At 38.4% G+C, this 17,860-nt stretch carries 11 protein-coding genes; all 11 read left to right on the top strand.

Going from position 1 to position 17,860, the window contains the following annotated elements; genetic code table 11:
• A partial coding sequence (locus tag AAOP42_RS10160) for a hypothetical protein (protein WP_349528393.1) occupies nucleotides 1-283 on the top strand: 283 nt, incomplete at its 5' end.
• A 1-nt stretch (nucleotide 284) separates the two neighbouring features.
• Nucleotides 285-710 (top strand): hypothetical protein, encoded by a 426-nt coding sequence (locus tag AAOP42_RS10155; protein ID WP_349528392.1) that lies wholly within the window; start codon nucleotides 285-287, stop codon nucleotides 708-710.
• Nucleotides 707-961 carry a hypothetical protein gene (locus AAOP42_RS10150; protein WP_349528391.1) on the top strand — a complete coding sequence of 85 codons (255 nt, stop codon included), beginning with the start codon at nucleotides 707-709 and terminating at the stop codon, nucleotides 959-961. Before AAOP42_RS10155 ends, AAOP42_RS10150 begins: the two co-directional genes overlap by 4 nt.
• 90 nt (nucleotides 962-1,051) lie before the next feature.
• A complete protein-coding gene (locus AAOP42_RS10145) occupies nucleotides 1,052-1,687 on the top strand; it encodes an RNA polymerase sigma-70 factor (protein WP_349528390.1) in 636 nt (211 codons plus the stop codon).
• A 105-nt stretch (nucleotides 1,688-1,792) separates the two neighbouring features.
• Nucleotides 1,793-2,830 carry a FecR family protein gene (locus tag AAOP42_RS10140; RefSeq protein ID WP_349528389.1) on the top strand — a complete coding sequence of 346 codons (1,038 nt, stop codon included), beginning with the start codon at nucleotides 1,793-1,795 and terminating at the stop codon, nucleotides 2,828-2,830.
• Between the two features lie 163 nt (nucleotides 2,831-2,993).
• On the top strand, nucleotides 2,994-6,422 hold the full coding sequence (locus AAOP42_RS10135) for a SusC/RagA family TonB-linked outer membrane protein (RefSeq protein ID WP_349528388.1): 3,429 nt from the start codon (nucleotides 2,994-2,996) through the stop codon (nucleotides 6,420-6,422).
• Nucleotides 6,423-6,460: 38 nt separating this feature from the next.
• Complete coding sequence (locus AAOP42_RS10130; RefSeq protein WP_349528387.1) at nucleotides 6,461-8,218, top strand: RagB/SusD family nutrient uptake outer membrane protein; 1,758 nt, start codon at nucleotides 6,461-6,463, stop codon at nucleotides 8,216-8,218.
• A 279-nt stretch (nucleotides 8,219-8,497) separates the two neighbouring features.
• Nucleotides 8,498-11,179 carry a glycoside hydrolase domain-containing protein gene (locus AAOP42_RS10125; protein ID WP_349528386.1) on the top strand — a complete coding sequence of 894 codons (2,682 nt, stop codon included), beginning with the start codon at nucleotides 8,498-8,500 and terminating at the stop codon, nucleotides 11,177-11,179.
• Nucleotides 11,180-11,227: 48 nt separating this feature from the next.
• Complete coding sequence (locus AAOP42_RS10120; RefSeq protein WP_349528385.1) at nucleotides 11,228-13,501, top strand: hypothetical protein; 2,274 nt, start codon at nucleotides 11,228-11,230, stop codon at nucleotides 13,499-13,501.
• A gap of 51 nt (nucleotides 13,502-13,552) precedes the next feature.
• Complete coding sequence (locus AAOP42_RS10115; protein WP_349528384.1) at nucleotides 13,553-14,833, top strand: alpha-L-fucosidase; 1,281 nt, start codon at nucleotides 13,553-13,555, stop codon at nucleotides 14,831-14,833.
• Between the two features lie 235 nt (nucleotides 14,834-15,068).
• The gene (locus tag AAOP42_RS10110) at nucleotides 15,069-17,855 is read left to right on the top strand and encodes an NPCBM/NEW2 domain-containing protein (protein ID WP_349528383.1); all 2,787 of its coding nucleotides are present in this window, start codon (nucleotides 15,069-15,071) and stop codon (nucleotides 17,853-17,855) included.
• Nucleotides 17,856-17,860: the final 5 nt, after the last annotated feature.

Here is a 17,860-nt window from a genome sequence, read left to right as displayed (position 1 = left end):
TAAATACCCTGAAAAAGTACGTTTAAACGAAATGAGAAAAGATTTTTTCGATTTCCTAAAACTACCCCCGTCCCCTGAAGGGGTGATCAAAAAGTCCCCTTTAGGGGATTTAGGGGTGATTTTGATGAATTTTCTTAGATGGCAAAATCTTTTCTCGGACACCAATAGTGTTAATACAAATAAAAAGGGCTGTCTGAAAAGACAGCCTTTTTATTTGATTTGCAGTCCTGATTCCACCATTCATCAATTAAAAAAACAAACTAAAAAACCTGAGAAAGGATGATTTGTTGGAACTGTGCCTGAGGATCGGGAAATACAAAAAAGACAACAAGGAATTACTCACCTATCTGTTGTTTGAAGCACATGACGAGCAAGGGTACATTGAGTCTGTCAAAAGAGACATGGATGAACAGGTGGAAAGCATCAATACTCGGAATACATGTTTGGCCAAAAAGACCCTGAGAAAGGTATTGCGGTCAGCCAACAAGTTCATTAGATATTTGGGAAACAAGCAGACTACAGTGGGGGTGTTGATGTATTTTTGTACTGTTCTCAAAGATTCGGGCATTCCTCTATACCAAAGTAGAGTTTTGACCAATATGTTTGATATGCAGATCAAGAATATAAAGCATGCTCTTGCCACGCTACATGAAGACTTGCAATACGATTACCAGCTTGAATTGGAAAACCTCGAAATGAAACGTCGATGAATTGTGTAACCAATAAAAGATGCTACGAAACCAAAGAAATGGCCGAAGAGGCTCTGATTCAAAACAGGTCTCGCAATCATCATGCTCCAAACACCGGGCCGGTCAATGTGTACCACTGCCATGAGTGTGGCAACTATCATTTCACATCCAAAGGACCGTCAAGTGAGATTCTGAATGCTGAAGATGTCAAGCGTAAAATAGCCTTAGGCAAAGAAGCCAGCTATTGGGAGGATAAGTACCGGAGGAGGTGATAACTTGTTTTAAGTTTTTTATTTCCGGTGTAAGGGAAAAATTTAAAACTTGTGTCATGTTTAAGGGATACCTAATAAGCAAAAGCTGATTTGGCAAATAATAATCACATAGACAGGGATAAACAGCTGGATTCTATTCGCAGAATAGTTCAATCTATATCTGAGCATGATGATCGGTTTGCTTTCAAAGAACTTTTCAATATTTATTATCCAAAATTACTGAATTACGCTTTCTATATTCTTGAGTCCCGGTCAGATGCTGATGAAGTAGTTTCTATGATTTTTGTTAAAATCTGGGATCAGAGAAAAAAAATATCGGATATAAAAAACCTTGACGGATACTTGTATATTTCTATAAAAAACCTGTGCTACAACTATATCCGGGATAATAAAATTTTTTTATTTGAAACACTGGATTCCGAAGAGTGTAAAGTGATAACGTCATTTGAAAATCCGGAAAACAACTTTTTAGAGAGTGAACTAAGAGAAAAGGTACTTGAAGCCATTGAAGAGTTGCCCCCCAGATGCAAGTTGATTTTTCGTATGGTAAGAGAGGATGGCTTAAAATACAACGACGTAGCAAAATTATTGAAATTATCAGTTAAGACAGTTGAAGTGCAGATGGGAAGGGCTTATTCTAAAATGAGGTCAGCATTGATTCCTTTTGTTCAAAATCATGACATTAGGTCTCCCTTGAAGGTGCTTCGAGATACCAAGACCGGATAATCTGAGCAGAAAAAACAAGTCTTTTTACTGTTGATGTAAGGGGAAAATAAATAGGCTGTGTCCTTTTATTGACGTGCAGTTAAAGTAAATATTAATAGATATAAAATGATTGAACCAAAATTTTCCAGGATAATGGCCAAAGTACTTTCGGGGGAAGCTACTATGGAAGAGAAGGTGGAAATTATGGAATGGGCCAATGCTTCTGAGGAGAACAACAAGCTTTTTAAGCTGTCAGAAATAGCATGGAAGGAAATTAAGACTAAAGTCAAAATAGATCAATCTGATGCTGTTTTTGATAACATTCAAAACACGATTGACAAGAAATCCAAATCCGGATATGAGACCAGGATGACAGGTATGTTGATAAAGTCCGGATGGAGAAGAGCCGAATATTTTGCAGCGGCAGTTGTTGTTTTGATATTGGCTGTGTCTGTTGTGTTTTATAGTCAAACGGATACGACTCATGAGGCGGTGGAAAATAACGAACAATGGGTGCATAAAGTGAATGCCAAAGGAGAAAAGTTAAAGGTTTTTCTTTCTGATGGTACTGTTGTGTGGTTAAACGGGGAAAGCAGTTTGTCATATAGAAAGCCTTTTAGTACAAATAAAAGACATGTGATTTTAAGCGGCGAGGCTTATTTCGATGTGGCACACGATCCTCAAAATCCTTTTTCAGTAAAGACAGGAAATGTAACTACTACGGCATTGGGGACTTCTTTCAATATTAAAGCCTATAGTGATGAAGAGTTTATAGATGTTGATCTGGAAACAGGCAAAGTCTTGGTGTCACTAAGTGAGCCAAGTAATGAAAGTCAGGTATTTATTGAACCGGGAGAAAGAATCAGGTACAACAAAACGGATAGCAAGATGGTAGTTTCAAAGTTTAACCCACTTCATGAACTTTGTTGGAAAGATGGCATTTTGAGCTTTGAAAATGCCCATTTCGAAGAAACAATTAAAAAATTGTCCAGATGGTATGGGGTGAAGTTTGAAATCAGGAATGGGGAGAAAAACAAACAGGAGTGGAGCTATACTGCACGGTTTAAAAATGATTACTTAAGCAGCATTTTGGAAGGAATGAGTTTCACCAAAAAGTTTGACTACACTATCAACAATGAATTAGTAACCATTACATTTAGGTAAATGCATATGAAATAGAGATATCTAAAAAAAGACCGGCCTCCTTAAGAAGGAGAGCCGGAAACAGTGTGTTGATTTCCAGTTTTATTGAATGTATTCGAGCACCTTCAATAATCTCAGGAAATGATTTTTAATGATTTTAATTATAAAACCAAACCTTAAAGTTATGAAAATAAAACTTTTACGACTAATATATATGATGTCAAAATACACGATTTTAGGTATATTGATAATTTGCACTCTTGCGGGTATGTTGGTTGCTTCCAATGGTAATGCCCAAAAAGCTAATAGTGTAAGGGAAGTTCTGGTAGATATTAAAGTGACAAATTCTGATTTGGCACAAGTATTATTAGAAATTGAAGCCAAGACCAATTTTAATTTTGCTTATGATAAAAAGGATCTGAAAGAAAGTGATCAGATTAATCTGGACTATCAGCAAGCTTCTGTAGCCGAGGTACTGATGGCTATTTCCAAAGTGTCTAATCTCAAATTCAAGCAAATCAATAATTTCATCAATATCAGCAAAAGAAAAAGCAGGGATAAAACTCCGTTAGAAATAATTCTCGGACAAGAAGTCGATATTTCCGGTAGGATCACAGATGAAAATGGAGATGGTCTCCCCGGGGCAACTGTTGTAGTAAAAGGAACTGCTCTAGGGACGACTACTGATATTGATGGCAAATATAAATTGTCTGTTCCTGATGATGCTTTACTTACTATTTCCTTTGTAGGGTATAAAACACAGGAAATCTCGATTGCTGGTAGAAGTACAGTAGATGTTGAGATGGTACTGGATGCCGAACAATTGAACGAAATTATTGTTATTGGTTACGGTACACAAAAGAAAGAATCAGTTACTGGAGCGGTAGCTACCATGAAAGCTGAAGATGTTGAGCGAATTCCCGTAGCTAACCTTTCAAATGCACTAGCTGGTCGTATTAGTGGAGTATTTGTTACACAGGCTTCTGGTGCACCTGGTTATGCTGAGGATATTCGTATAAGATCTATAAACACTTGGAAAGATTCAGGAACACAGCAACCGTTATACGTGATTGATGGAATAGTAAGAGATAAGCGAGCATTTAACGCCTTGGACTATGCTCAGGTTGATAAAATTACAGTTCTAAAAGATGCTGCTTCCGGGGCTATCTATGGAGCCCGTGCAGCCAATGGAGTTATTCTGGTTACTACAAAAACTGGCAAAAGTGGTGACTTTAAACTAAACTATAATTATTCATATAGTTTCGACAATCCCTCTAAAATCCCCGAGTATATGGATATGAAAGATATGGTCAGATTAGAGAACTATGCTTCTGCTCAAACGGGATCCGTATTTTATGATGATTTAGAGGTTGAATATTTTAGCAAGAATGATCCAGCAAGGGATTGGTACAATTTAGCTTATAAGGATCCTACATTGCAAAGGCATGCGGTCTCGGCTTCCGGAGGTTCTGATAATGTAAGGTACTTTGTGGGTGGGTCTTTTTTCGACCAAACAGCTTTTGTGAAAAATGCTGACTTTAAGAAGTACAATTTTCGATCAAATGTCAATGTTGATTTTACCAAGAATCTTAGTGGTGTTGTGAATCTTGCCTATAGTCAGGGGACAAGAAAAAGGTTTGTGATGCAGGAAGATAATGATGGCTTTGGTGTTAGAAGTGATTTTGGTAATTTATGGGGGCGTTTACTTTATTACCTGCCAACCTCTAAGCCTAAAACTGATGATGGCAAATTTATCAACCCAGGATGGATTGGAAATCCATTGGCGTTTATTGAAGAAGGAGGTACTAATACCTGGATTGAGCGCAATATCAGCAGTTTGTTTGCGCTGACATACAAAGTGCCATTTTTAGATGGATTGTCGGCAACTGCCAAATTTTCTCAAAATTATGCAGGAACATCAAATAAACAGTTTGAATTAAAAACTACTTTGTACAATACAGAAAAACTAGGATCAAATGGAAGGATACCAACCGATAATATTACAGGTACAATACAATCATCATATCCCAATAAGGAGCGTTTGGTAAAAGAACAAATAGGAACAACAAACTATCAACTAAACTTCTCTACCAATTATACCAAGAATTTTGGGAAACATGGGATAGATGCTATTCTTGTTTATGAACAAAGCGAAGGTTCTTACGATAGGTTTTATGGTACCAGAGAGGGGTATCCTTTGTTGCAAAAAGATCAATTTTGGGCTACTTCAAGTTCAAGAGATGATTCTTATGTTGGTGGAAGCGAGAGTCAAACAGGGAGAGCTTCATACATTGGAAGAATTGCATATAACTATGACGAAAAGTACTTTATGCAAGTGACCACCCGTCGTGATGGTTCAATGCTTTTTGCACCTGGTTTCCGTTGGGGAACATTCCCCTCCGTATCTACAGGCTGGATAGTATCAAAAGAGGATTTTTTTAAAGTTGGCAGTATTGATTTCTTAAAACTACGTGCTTCATGGGGGTTAGCGGGTAATGATGCAGTTGGTGGTTGGAAATGGAGTGAGTCTTTTGGCGTTAGTGGCGATTATTTATTTGGGACATCTCCCCAGAGTCGAGTGCAGTACAATGGGATTGTAAATAAAGAATTAACATGGGAAAAAACCAGTGAATTCAATATTGGTATAGATGCACGTTTTTTAAAGAGTATTTATTTTAGTGCGGAATATTACAAAAGACACAATTACGATATACTGGATTCAAGGGTAGTGTCTGTACCCCCTTCTTTTGGAGGGAATATGCCACCTGTAAATTACGGGATTGTAGATGCCCATGGTTTTGAGTTCGAATTGGACTATACTGGTGATATCGGTGAGGTAAATTATGGAGCAAAGGCGAATTTTGCATACGCAACAAATAAGGTAATATTAAGAGATGTTGCTGAAAATGTCAGGGCTTTAGATAATCCAAACGGCCGTCCTACTGATTATATTAGAATGTTGGTAGCTACTGATATTATTCGAACACAAGCCGATCTTGATGCTCTTCCTGCTGATTATAGAATTTATGGAAGGATACCAGAATTGGGGAATCTTAATTTTCAAGATGTAAGTGGTGTAGAAGAAGGTGTGCCTGATGGGAAGATAGACGATTACGACAGACAAGTGTTGGAAGGCAAACATTCTCAAAATCCATATACTTTTGGATTAAACTTAAATGCTAATTGGAAAGGTTTCGGAGTAGTAGTATTTATGCAGGGTAAGACAGGCATATCTAAGACATACGAAGACGGATATGGAAGAAGGTTTCATACCGGAGCAAGAGCCCCTTCATTTTGGCTTGACTCATGGTCAGAAGACAATATAGATGCCGAATACCCCAAGCCGGTAGGGTGGGATCAAAGTAATGACCATCTGACATCAACATTCTGGTTGAAAAGTGGTAATTATTTACGTTTACAGCAAGTCAATCTTACCTACTCGCTTCCTAAGTCTATTTTGGATAAGCTCAATATTTCTGATGTAACCTTAATATTAACAGGAACTAACTTATTGACATTTTCGACATTTGATTACTATGACCCAGGCGTTTACGAAATGAGGTCATACCCAACGATGAAAACATATACAATGGGTATTGACATTAGGTTTTAATGTTTGTGATGTTAAATATTAATTAAAAGAGAAATAAGATGAATATATTTAATAAAATAAGTGGGATCGTTTTTATTATAACAATGATTTCAGCTTGCAGCGATCCTCTTGATAAAGAAAATCTGGAGGCAGTTACAGGTGATGATGTTTGGGGCAACCCAGCTGTGGCAGAAGCTTATGTGAATGATTTATATGGTGACTTTATGCCAAGTAATTTTAATGCCGGACGCCAAACAGATGAGACTTTGGATGTTATAAACCAAAATGGTTTAAGTGGGTTTCTTCAAGGTACTATTACGGAAAATAGTTATAATGATTTTCCTTATACAAGTATTAGAAAGATCAATATATTTCTGGAGGGAATAGATGCTGCAACATTTAGTGCCGAGATTAAGGATCAGCTAAAAGGTCAGGCACTATTCTGGCGTGCCTGGGCTTATTTCAGGATGGTAAAAGCCTATGGTGGTGTACAATTGGTTTTGACTCCAGGTTCATCTACAGACATTGATGCTGCCTTTGTTTCAAGGAGTAAGACATCCGAATGTATTGACCAAATTATATTGGATTTAGATAATGCTATTTCTTTTTTAGAAGATAAAAGTAGCATAGGGAGAATAGATAAATGTGTGGCATTGTCATTTAAGGGAAAGGTTTTATTGTATTGGGCCAGTCCTCAATTTAACCGTACTAATGATGTTTCCCGTTGGACAGATGCCTATAATGCTAATATTGCAGCATTGGAGTTCTTAGATGGACAAGATAAAGGACTGCTGGAAGATTATGGTGAATTGTGGCATAACGAAATGAATAAGGAGGTAATTATGGTAAAGAGATTTCAATACCCTGGTTATGCCAATGGATACTCTCAGGCAGCAATGCGTCCACTTGCTTATGCAAGAGGAGCAGTAGGTGCTAACATGCCTTCACTTGAGCTGGTGAATGCGTATCCAATGAAGGATGGATCTAAATGGGATCCTGTAACAATGGATTATTCAGTTTTGCATGAAAACAGGGATGATCGTTTTTATGCATCAATTGCATATAATGGTGCTGAGCCTTTTATAAGTCCAATGTTTGGAAATGAGAATATGTGGACGTATTGGTACGATAAAGACGGTGATCCTGGAACTGGTATTAATGGAAAAGAATCACGGGCAGACAATGAACCTCAATTTGGAGATTGGGCAGAGAATTTAATCCCTCATGGGAGCTTTTATCCGGCAAAAATGCTTGACCGTGATATTACCAGAACAACTGTTGAAGATGGTCAGGTTGACTGGATTGAACTTAGATATGCTGAAGTACTTATGAATATGGCTGAAGCTGCCAATGAAAGTGGTAAGACTCCTGAAGCATTGGATGCCCTTTATCAAATTCGTGCCCGTGCTGGGATTGAAGTTGGATCAGGAAATTACGGTATTACTGCTTCCACAGTAGCTGATGTTAGGCAAGTCATTATGGACGAAAGATTTGTTGAATTTGCTTTTGAACAGAAACGATTTGATGATTTACGCAGATGGCGTATTTTTACCTCAACATTTAATAACCTGAACAATAAAGCACTTCATGGGCTCAGAATTGAATATACTGGAGCTGGTGCTCGACCTGAGGGTTTAACAGATATCAATACCATTTCGGATCAATTCACTGTAACAGTTATTGAAGGTGTTCAACCGACAAGTGTGGTAGAAGAAGACAAGTATTCATTCTTTGGAATACCAACATCAATTTTAGAACGAAATAGTAAAATTGAGCAAAACAATACCTGGGGAGGTACATTTGATCCCTTACTATAGGAGATTATTTTAATATAAAAAAGATACCTTCATCACTACTATGATCAAGGTATCTTTTTTTAAAGTATCGAATATGTTGTAATTTATACAAGAACTGATCTCAGTTATTAATCAAAATATCAACTGTTAATAAGCCGTTATCTGAAAGGCACTCATTTGATAAAGGGAATATCTTATTTTATAAATATCCTATATTTAGATGAGCCCTTCTTACTATTTATTGACTGATTAATATATTGATGAGGATGGAAGATGTAGTTAATAAATAGAATGAATAAGATGAAACGAAGAAGTGGTAAAGTAGCCCTAAGAAATTATGTTAACTATGTGGAATTGTTAATAATAGGCTCTTTTTTTCTCTGCCCATGTGTGTCAATGTCTTTTAGTGAAGAGTCATCCGATTTCATCGCTACATCGGAAGCTATTAGAAAATACAGTAGTTTTTTGAAGAATAAAACCATTTTTGTGTTTCCTGAATTGCGTGAAAATCCAATTAAATGGAATGATTCCATACCACAAGGGAAAATTAAAAACTATAGTATAGAAAAGCCCTTTCTATTGGCAGCTCAACCTAATGAATACTATGTCTATCAATTAGGAGTGTGGGTATTGAAAAAGGATGCTGAGGATATACAAATTGAGTTTTCAGATCTCAAAGATGATAGTGGAACTACTATTCCTTTAACAAAAATGACCTGTTTTAACAAAGAGGGCATTAATTTCAAGGGAGAAGCCTTTTCAAAAAATATAAATGTTTCTGCTGGAAGAGTACAAGCCCTTTGGCTAGGGGTCAATCTTGATGGTATTGAAAAAGGAAGCTATACAGGTTCAGTTTCGGTAATTGTTGATGATGAAAAACAAACAATACCGCTCCAATTAAACATTTCAGGAGAAGTAATCCCTAATCATGGATACAATGAAGGAAATCGTTTATCCAGGCTAAACTGGCTCAATGCAACTGTTGGTATTGATGATGAAATTACCGAAGGATATGTTCCAGTTAGGCTTGAAGGTAATATTATTAATATTTTAGGGCGTTCATTAAAAATTGCAAAAAACGGGCTTCCTGCTTCCATTACGAGTTTTTTTAGCAATTCCAACCAGTCATTTGATGACAATGGTCATACTATTGTCAATCAATATTTACGATTTATAATAGAAAAAGAGAACGGTGATATTGTCAAACTGATTCCGGGTAAATTAAATTTCACACATCAAACACCTTCTCAAATAGCTTGGAAAGTAATTAACAAATCCAAGGAGTTTGAGCTTGAGTGTGAAGGGCTTATGGAATTTGATGGGTTTGTTGATTATAAATTAAAGCTTACTAGTAAGAAAGAAGTAAAGGTGAAAAATATAAGGCTCGAAATTCCTGTGGAAAAGGAGAATGCTGAGTATATGATGGGATTGGGGCATGAAGGGGGGTATCGTACCTCGGAATGGAAGTGGAAATGGGATCAATCAAAAAATCAGGATATGCTTTGGGTAGGTAGTGTGAATGCTGGTTTGCGTGTAAAATGGAAAGCGGATAATTATGTGCGTCCATTGGTCAATATCTATTATGCTTTTGGGCCACTGAATCTACCGGAATCATGGAATAACAAAGGCAAGGGTGGTGTGGATGTAATGGAAAAAAATGATGATGTTGTAATTGACGCATATTCCGGATATCGTGAAATTAAGGCTGGTGATGTACTTAATTTCGATTTTGAACTACTGATCACTCCATTTAAATTAATTGATAATCAAATAAAATATGGTGACCGGTATTATCATGGTGGTGGGACAAATACTTCTGTGAAAATTGAGAATGCAAAAAAAGCAGGAGCAAACATTGTTAATATTCATCATGCAGAAGATATTTATCCATACATCAATTACCCATACCTTGATGATAATTCCAAAGAGCTTACCCAATTGGTAGCCAGTGCTCACAAGGAACACTTACGAATGAAGTATTACTATACTACCAGAGAATTGACCAAAAACCTGCCTGAGTTTTGGGCTTTCAATAGTTTAAATGGTGAAGTAATTTTCCCGGGCCCTGGTAATGCCAGCCGTACAGAAGCTTTACACCCCAATGGACCTAATGAATGGCTTGTTAAGAATTTGAGGGAGAATTATATCCCAGCATGGTCAAGTTTGGTTAAGGAAGGGAAGTTTAAAGGGGAGACAGATCTTTCGGTTATTACCACTCCAGATAGCCGACTCAATAATTTCTATATTGCGGGATTAGATTGGATGGTTCAGAATATGGGTATTGATGGCGTTTATATTGATGATTCTGCACTGGATCGATATACTTTACGTCGTGCACGAAAAATTATTGATAAGTATCGTCCAAATGGGAGGATGGACTTACACAGCTGGAATCACTTTAATGCCTGGGCAGGATATACCAATTGTTTAAATCTTTACATGGAGCTCCTTCCATATTTCGATTTGGCGTGGATAGGAGAAGGTCGGGATTATAATCGTTTACCGGATCATTGGTTGGTTGAAGTTTCTGGAATTCCATTTGGAATCACCGGACAGATGCTTCAAGATGGTGGCAATGCTTGGCGTGGTATGGTTTATGGAATTACGAATCGTGCTGGTTGGACTGAAAAGGTACCCAAACACTTGTGGGAGTTTTTTGATCAATATAGCATTGACGATCATGAATTGATTGGTTACTGGCAGAAAGATTGCCCTGTTAGATGTAGTAATCCTATGATCAAGTCTTCAGTTTTTTATAGTGAAGATCAATTAATTATCTCTGTGGCAAATTGGAACGAAAATGATGAAAAAACAGCAATAGCACTAGACTGGAAAGGCATGGGGCTAAACTCAGCGAACTTTGAAATGAGTATTCCTGCTATTACTGATTTTCAGGAAGAAAGTACAAGGGTATCATTAGAAAAGATGATTGTACCAGGTAAGAAAGGGTATTTGATTGTGTTGAAAAAGAAAAGCTTGTAGGAATAGTATAATTCCTACAGTACTATTAATTGGATATAATAATTAAAAATGAACAAAAACATTCTACCCTTACCCATTGTAATTCTACTCCTGATTAGCTGTAGCCCTCAAACTGAATGGGATTTTGCTACGAACTATTTTCAAGTTCAAATAAGCAACAAAGGGTTTATAACGAGTATGAAAAATACCACGGTTTCACCAAACCTGGAGTTTAGTCCTGAAGGCAAGCCATCACCTTTGATGCGGCTATATGATGGTAAGAAAAAAGCTTATTACGAACCTGAACGAGCAGCGTACAATAAGTCAGAACAGCTAATGACTTTGAATTATCCGAATGGTTCGGTAGCAGAAATCAGTCTGATTCCTAAAGAGAAATATTTTAAGCTGACACTTGAATCCCTGTCTCCCCGAAATGGAGTTGACGGTATTGAATGGGGAGCATATCATACAAACATTAACAATCTATTTGGCGAAATAATAGGAGTGGCCAGAGATACCAGTGAAGTGGTGAATTACGCCATTGGCATGTTTGCCCTCAACGACAATACACTAAGCGGTAATGCTGAAACCATTGCTGATGCAGCCCCTTTTCAGTATGTTATTCATAGTCCGGATGCCGAAACTTTTCCCTTGCCCGGCCATTTGCATGAAGGACAAGTTTTCACACTTGGTGGTGACGGTATCAGCGATGTGGCTTTTTATGCCCATAAAGAACCCTACTATAGAATCGTCTATGGAAATGGAGCTGTAGTGGATGAAAAAGGAAATATTTCAATAAGTTATCATTCAAGAGATCGGTCTTTTAAAAGAGAAGTGTATTACTCACTTATACCCAATATGGCTGCCAATACCCCAAACCACCTGGAGGTTCAGCCATTGCCTGGAATAGACTATATCGGTTCTTCGGTCGCTTTATGGGGTAGTCCTGATAATACAGCATTAATGGATGTGATTCAAGACATTGTATTGTCGGAAGACCTGCCTTATCCAACAATCGGTGGTAAATGGGTGAAAGATCCTACTGCTTTTGTTCCCGATGCGATCACTAGTGGTGGATTGTACGACAGTATTATCTCCTACACATCGAGATTGGGTTTTAAAACCATCAGCTTGTATGATCAAGGCTTTATAAGGCCTGATCGTGGGAATGGAGGTTATATTGATGGGAGAAAATTTGAGAATAAGCCCATTAAGTTAACGGCGGGAAACAAATCTCACAAAGAATTTTCCGAAATGGCAGCAAAGTATGGTATTACCATTGGACGAACCCCAATAACAACTGCTTTGGCTCCCGGAACCAAAGATGCCAGCCCTGTTCCCAGTGATAGTTTATGTTATCAACAAAAACGTTTGTTGGTTAAAAGTATAAGTCCTACCGATACGATTGTCATAGTAGATGATCCTACGTATTTAGAAGAGATTTCCAGTTGGGAGGGGCATGCGCAAAATTTGAATATGGTAAAAATAGGTAAGGAGCTTATTCATTACCTTGGTGTTTCAGAAAATGAACCCTACAGACTTTTAAATGTAAAACGTGGATACTGGGATACCACACCCGCCCAACATCAGGCGAACGATACTATATACAAACTTCAGGTAACATTAAACTATGGTTACGATGGCTTGATACCCAATATGGAACTTCAGGATGAAATTGCCAAATACTATGCTGATGTTTGCTTTATTAACGGATTAGGATATTATGATTTTGATGGGCAGGAGTTTTTGTTCAACAATGGACATGGATACTACTCTGCCAAACGGTTTTTTAGAACAATGTTTGAAAGGGCAGAAACCCTTGGTATTTCACACATACGTTTTACTGGAGCTACCTTGTCTGAAGGTTCCTGGCACTGTCAAAGTATATGGAATGTGGGAGGAGGTAAAAACTTATACGATGTAGAAACAAGAGAGTGGGGCAGTACGACTAGTCAGGGCAAAGACCTTCGAGACGTAACCTATGCTAATTTTTTCCCGGTAGGAATGGGAATGAATTTTGCCATAAACGCCAACTCAACCGTTGAGCAATACGAGCACATACAAGCCATTTCTGTAGGTGTAGGTACTACATACAGCATGAAACTAAATCAGAAAGATGTTGAGAGTTGCCCTCAGAAGGATGCTATTTTTAAAACCATCAGAACATGGGAAGATGCCAGGGCAGCCAATGCTTTTCCTCGACATGTAAAAAAACTTTTAGCAGATCCGTCTAAAAGCTGGGTTCTGGAAAAAGGGGATAATGAGGATACTTGGAAGCTATATGAAAAGGTCAACGGCGTAAAAAAAACGAATCCTATAATCTTGACTAAAGGAAAAGGGTAGTGGAACCAAATAATTGTAATAACCCAACTTAAACTTCATTAAATTCCCAACATGATAAAAAAATATAGTTTTTACTCGTTAGTTCTTTTCTTGTTGCAAGCAGGATGTATGCCAGACGGGAAAGTTGACCTGTCCATAGAGGGTAATTTGTATGCAAAAAACGTTGTGAGTGTACAAGGTAGTTTACCAGGAGATATCGAAGAAGAACAGTATTCTTGGTATCTGGGAGCTTCTCCAGATGGGCAGTGGGAAAAGTTGCCGGGAATATTTACCAAAGACATAGTATTGCTCACATCTTATAAGGACAAATATATTAAGTGTGATTTGACCTATTCATTGAAAGGTTCTGAAAAAATGGTTACCGTTTCAGTAGTTTCGTTAAAACCTGTTGAGATCAATGGAAACCCCAATACCGACTGGATGCGTGATGCTGGCTATGGTATTATGGTTCATTATTTAAAGCCAGCCATTGTGCCGGAAGGAGGAGCAAAAGAATGGAACGAAGCAGTGGATAGTTTTGATGCAGCAAAATTTGCCAGCCAGGCCAATGAGGCAGGAGCTGGATTTGTGATGTTTACTTTAGGGCAAAACTCAGGATATTATTGCTCTCCAAATTCAGCATATAACAAGGCTTTGGGAGTAAAGCCAGGGGAACTATGTTCCAACAGAGATTTACCTATGGATTTGATCAATGCACTCGATCAGTACAACATTCCATTGATACTTTATTTGCCCAGCAATCCTCCCATCAACAATGAATTGGTATCGGAGAAATTCAAGTATGCTTATAAAAAGGATTCGGCAACAAGCCAGTTCAACCAACCTATTCTGGAAAGTATGATTCGGGAATGGAGTGTGCGCTATGGACAAGGAGTAAAAGGTTGGTGGTTTGATGGGTTGTATTCCTGGAATGGCATCAGAAGTACACGTATGGACATGTCATTGGCGCACAATATCAGCACGCACACACTTGCCGCCAAAGCAGGAAACAAAAACAGTATTGTAACTTTCAATAGTGGTTTTGGGAAAATTCATGCCAATACGCCCTATGGGGATTATACTTCGGGAGAAAAGGCGACCATTGATGAATTCCCAACAAACCGTTGGGTGGAAGATGGTGTCCAGTGGTTTTTGTTCACCTACTTAGGTGAAAAATGGGGTGGACATGGCCAGCAGTTTCAAACCGATTCACTTACTGAAAAAGCGCAAAAAATAGTAAATAATCAAGGAGTCCTGTGCCTGGAAGTAGTGACCAATGCGCAAGGAGAAATCCTGTCAAACCATTTAGACCAGATCAAAGCGGTGGGTCAAAAGCTGGGAAGGACATTATAAAACCATCAATCACATTATACATTTTTCAATTTCAGACAATAAGAAAAATAAAAGTATATGTCATACAAGATTTCGTCACCTCTCAACAAGGCTGATGTGTTATCAGGTAAGTCATTTAAATACTCAAGTCAATTTGAAGTAAGCCTACAATCAGGGCAGTGAGAATATTAGATTTTAGTTAAACTATACTTATTGAATTAACAAAATGAATTTCAAAAAGCTAAAAATTATACTAGTGTTATTTTGCATTACTTCTTTGGTAAGAGCACAGGATGCCACTTTAGATCAACTCAAACTATCAAATCTTGACCTGAAAAAGGTAGAACAACCCTGGTGGTCCGCTCAAAAGAACAGGGCAATAAATGGTGAGAAAATTCAGATATCCGGAGAATCTTATTCTAATGGGATAGGAACTCTTTCAGGAAGTAAAATATTGGTCTTTCTGGATGGAAAATCAGAAAAATTTTCAGCTAATATGGGCATACAGGATCAGCATGATTTGGATGGAGAGGTTAAATTCAACGCATTGGGAGATGGAAACAAGCTTTTTTATCTGGAAGGTGAAAAGGAAAGCCGTTTCGTAGGAATTGCCAATACCCAAGAAGCTATCGGTAAAGGTTCTGTTCGTTTTCTGGTGTTTGGCGATGGAAAGGAAATGTGGAAGAGTAAGAAAATAAAAGGTGGCAGTAAAGCTGTTTCAGTAGAGGTCAATGTCAAAGGAGTTCAGATACTGGAATTGATTGTGGAGGATGCCGGGGATGGCGTGTCTGGCGATCATGCAGTATGGGCCGATGCTACATTATACTTTAGTGGCTTTCAACCGCAAATGGTAGATGGCAATTACCTCAGTAGAATGAAAAAAGCGGATGCTGTATTTACCAATACTATTGCACCAATGATGAAGCAATTGCCAAAGGTCAGCGAAAAGTACCTTAATGGTGTTGGGGAAGATTGGCTGGTGAAAAATGTTGATTTGCCTTCTTCTGTTTTGCAAGGTGAAAATGACAAAGAAATCATTTTGTCAAATGGATTGGTAAGTCGAACCTTTAGGTTGACACCCAATTGTGCTACGGTTGATTTCAAAAACCTGACTACTGGTGAGTCGCTGATTCGGGGCGTAAGACCTGAAGCAACTCTGACTTTCAACGAACAGGAATATAGTATAGGTGGATTGGATGGGCAAGTGGAATACGCCTACCTCAAGAAAGAATGGTTGGATCAAATGTGGAGCCCTGCTGGTTCTTTTCAGGTAGAAACATTTCGTGTGGAGGACATCAAGCCCCGTATCAATTGGAAAAACAAAAGATGGGCACTGGTGAAGAAACAGCCAACCAAAGGAAAAGAACTTATTTTTGTTTACTCACACAAAGATTTAAAAGGGATCAAAGTGGAAGTCCACTACGAAATATATGATGGGATCCCGTTGATCAGTAAATGGTTTACTGTCCAAAATGAAAGCAACAAGGACATCAAACTCAATACTTTTGTCAGCGAGGTGCTGGCAATGATAGAGCCCGAAAGTTCTGTGGAAAGGGGCACAACGGGCTGGGAACTGCCCAACATACACATTGAAAGTGATTTTGAATTTCATTCCATGTCGATGAAAAATGCCAATAAAGTGGTGCATTGGGAAAAGGATGAAAAATATTCTTCACAGGCTAATTATAGAAGATTGACTCCTTGTTTGATGGAATGCAGATTGCCTGTCGGGCCAAATGAGAGCATTCAGTCCGGGGCAGGCTTTGAATCTTTTAGAGTTTGGGAACTGCCCTATGACAGCTACGACCGTCAAAGAAAAGGGCTCGCAACCAACAGGATGTATAAAATACTGGCTCCCTGGAGCACAGAGAATCCCTTGTTTTTACATTTGACCACAACCGATGAAACAAAGGTGAAGGCAGCCATAGATCAATGTGTAGAAGTTGGTTATGAAATGGTGATTTTAAGCTTTGGTAGTGGACTAAATATGGAAGACCTTTCGGATGATAATATAGCCAAATTCAAAGGATTTGCTGATTATGCTCATGAAAGGGGAGTAGAATTGGGGGGGTATTCTTTATTGTCCAGCAGGTGGATCAGTGAAGAAGTGGATGTCATTAACCCGGAGACAGGCAAACGTGGAGGAGTCATTCATGGAAGTTCTCCCTGCCTCAACAGCCAATGGGGGATTGATTACTTTGAAAAATTGACTACTTTTTTTGAAAAAACAGGCTTTGATCTTTTGGAACATGACGGTTCCTACCCCGGACAATTGTGTGCCTCGACCTCACATGTGGCACATGAGGGATTGGAAGATTCCCAATGGAAAGCATGGAAAAGGATCACCGATTATTACAAGTGGAGCAATGAAAATGGCATCTCACTTAATATTCCGGATTGGTACTATCTGAGTGGCAGTACGAAAAATGGCATTGGATACCGTGAAGTCAACTGGTCTTTGCCAAGAGAACGCCAGTTGGTGCTAGGCCGTCAAAATATCTATGATGGTACCTGGGATCGCTTGCCTGGCATGAGTTGGACTTTTGTGCCATTGGTGCAATACCACGGAGGAGGAGCTGCAGCCACTATCGAACCATTAAACGATCACTTGGATGCCTATGAAGCGCACATGGTACAAAACTATGGAATGGGAATCCAGGCTTGCTACAGAGGGCCAAGATTGTACGATACCGAAAAAACCAAACAGACGGTTATAGGAGTAGTAGAGTGGTACAAAAAATACAGAAGTATTTTAAACTCCCCTATCGTTCATATCAAACGAGCCGATGGCAGGGACATTGATGGCATGATGCATGTAAACCCTGATCTGAAAGAAAAGGGTTTTGCAATGTTTTTTAATCCAACAAACGAGACGATAAAGAAGAAGGTGAAGTTACCCCTTTATTATACAGGACTTACGGATACAGCTAAGATCAGAGAAAAAGAAGGATCAGTTAAAAACTACACTTTGAGCAGGGACTACTCTGTAGAAATTGAAATAGAAGTACCTGCTATGGGCAATACATGGCTGGTGATAGAATAAGATTG

This window comes from Reichenbachiella sp. MALMAid0571, from assembly GCF_040151475.1.
In the GTDB taxonomy this organism is placed as follows: Bacteria; Bacteroidota; Bacteroidia; order Cytophagales; family Cyclobacteriaceae; genus CAXBNB01.
Note: the sequence above shows the minus strand (reverse complement) of the source record. Positions and strands in the feature narration are given on the sequence as shown.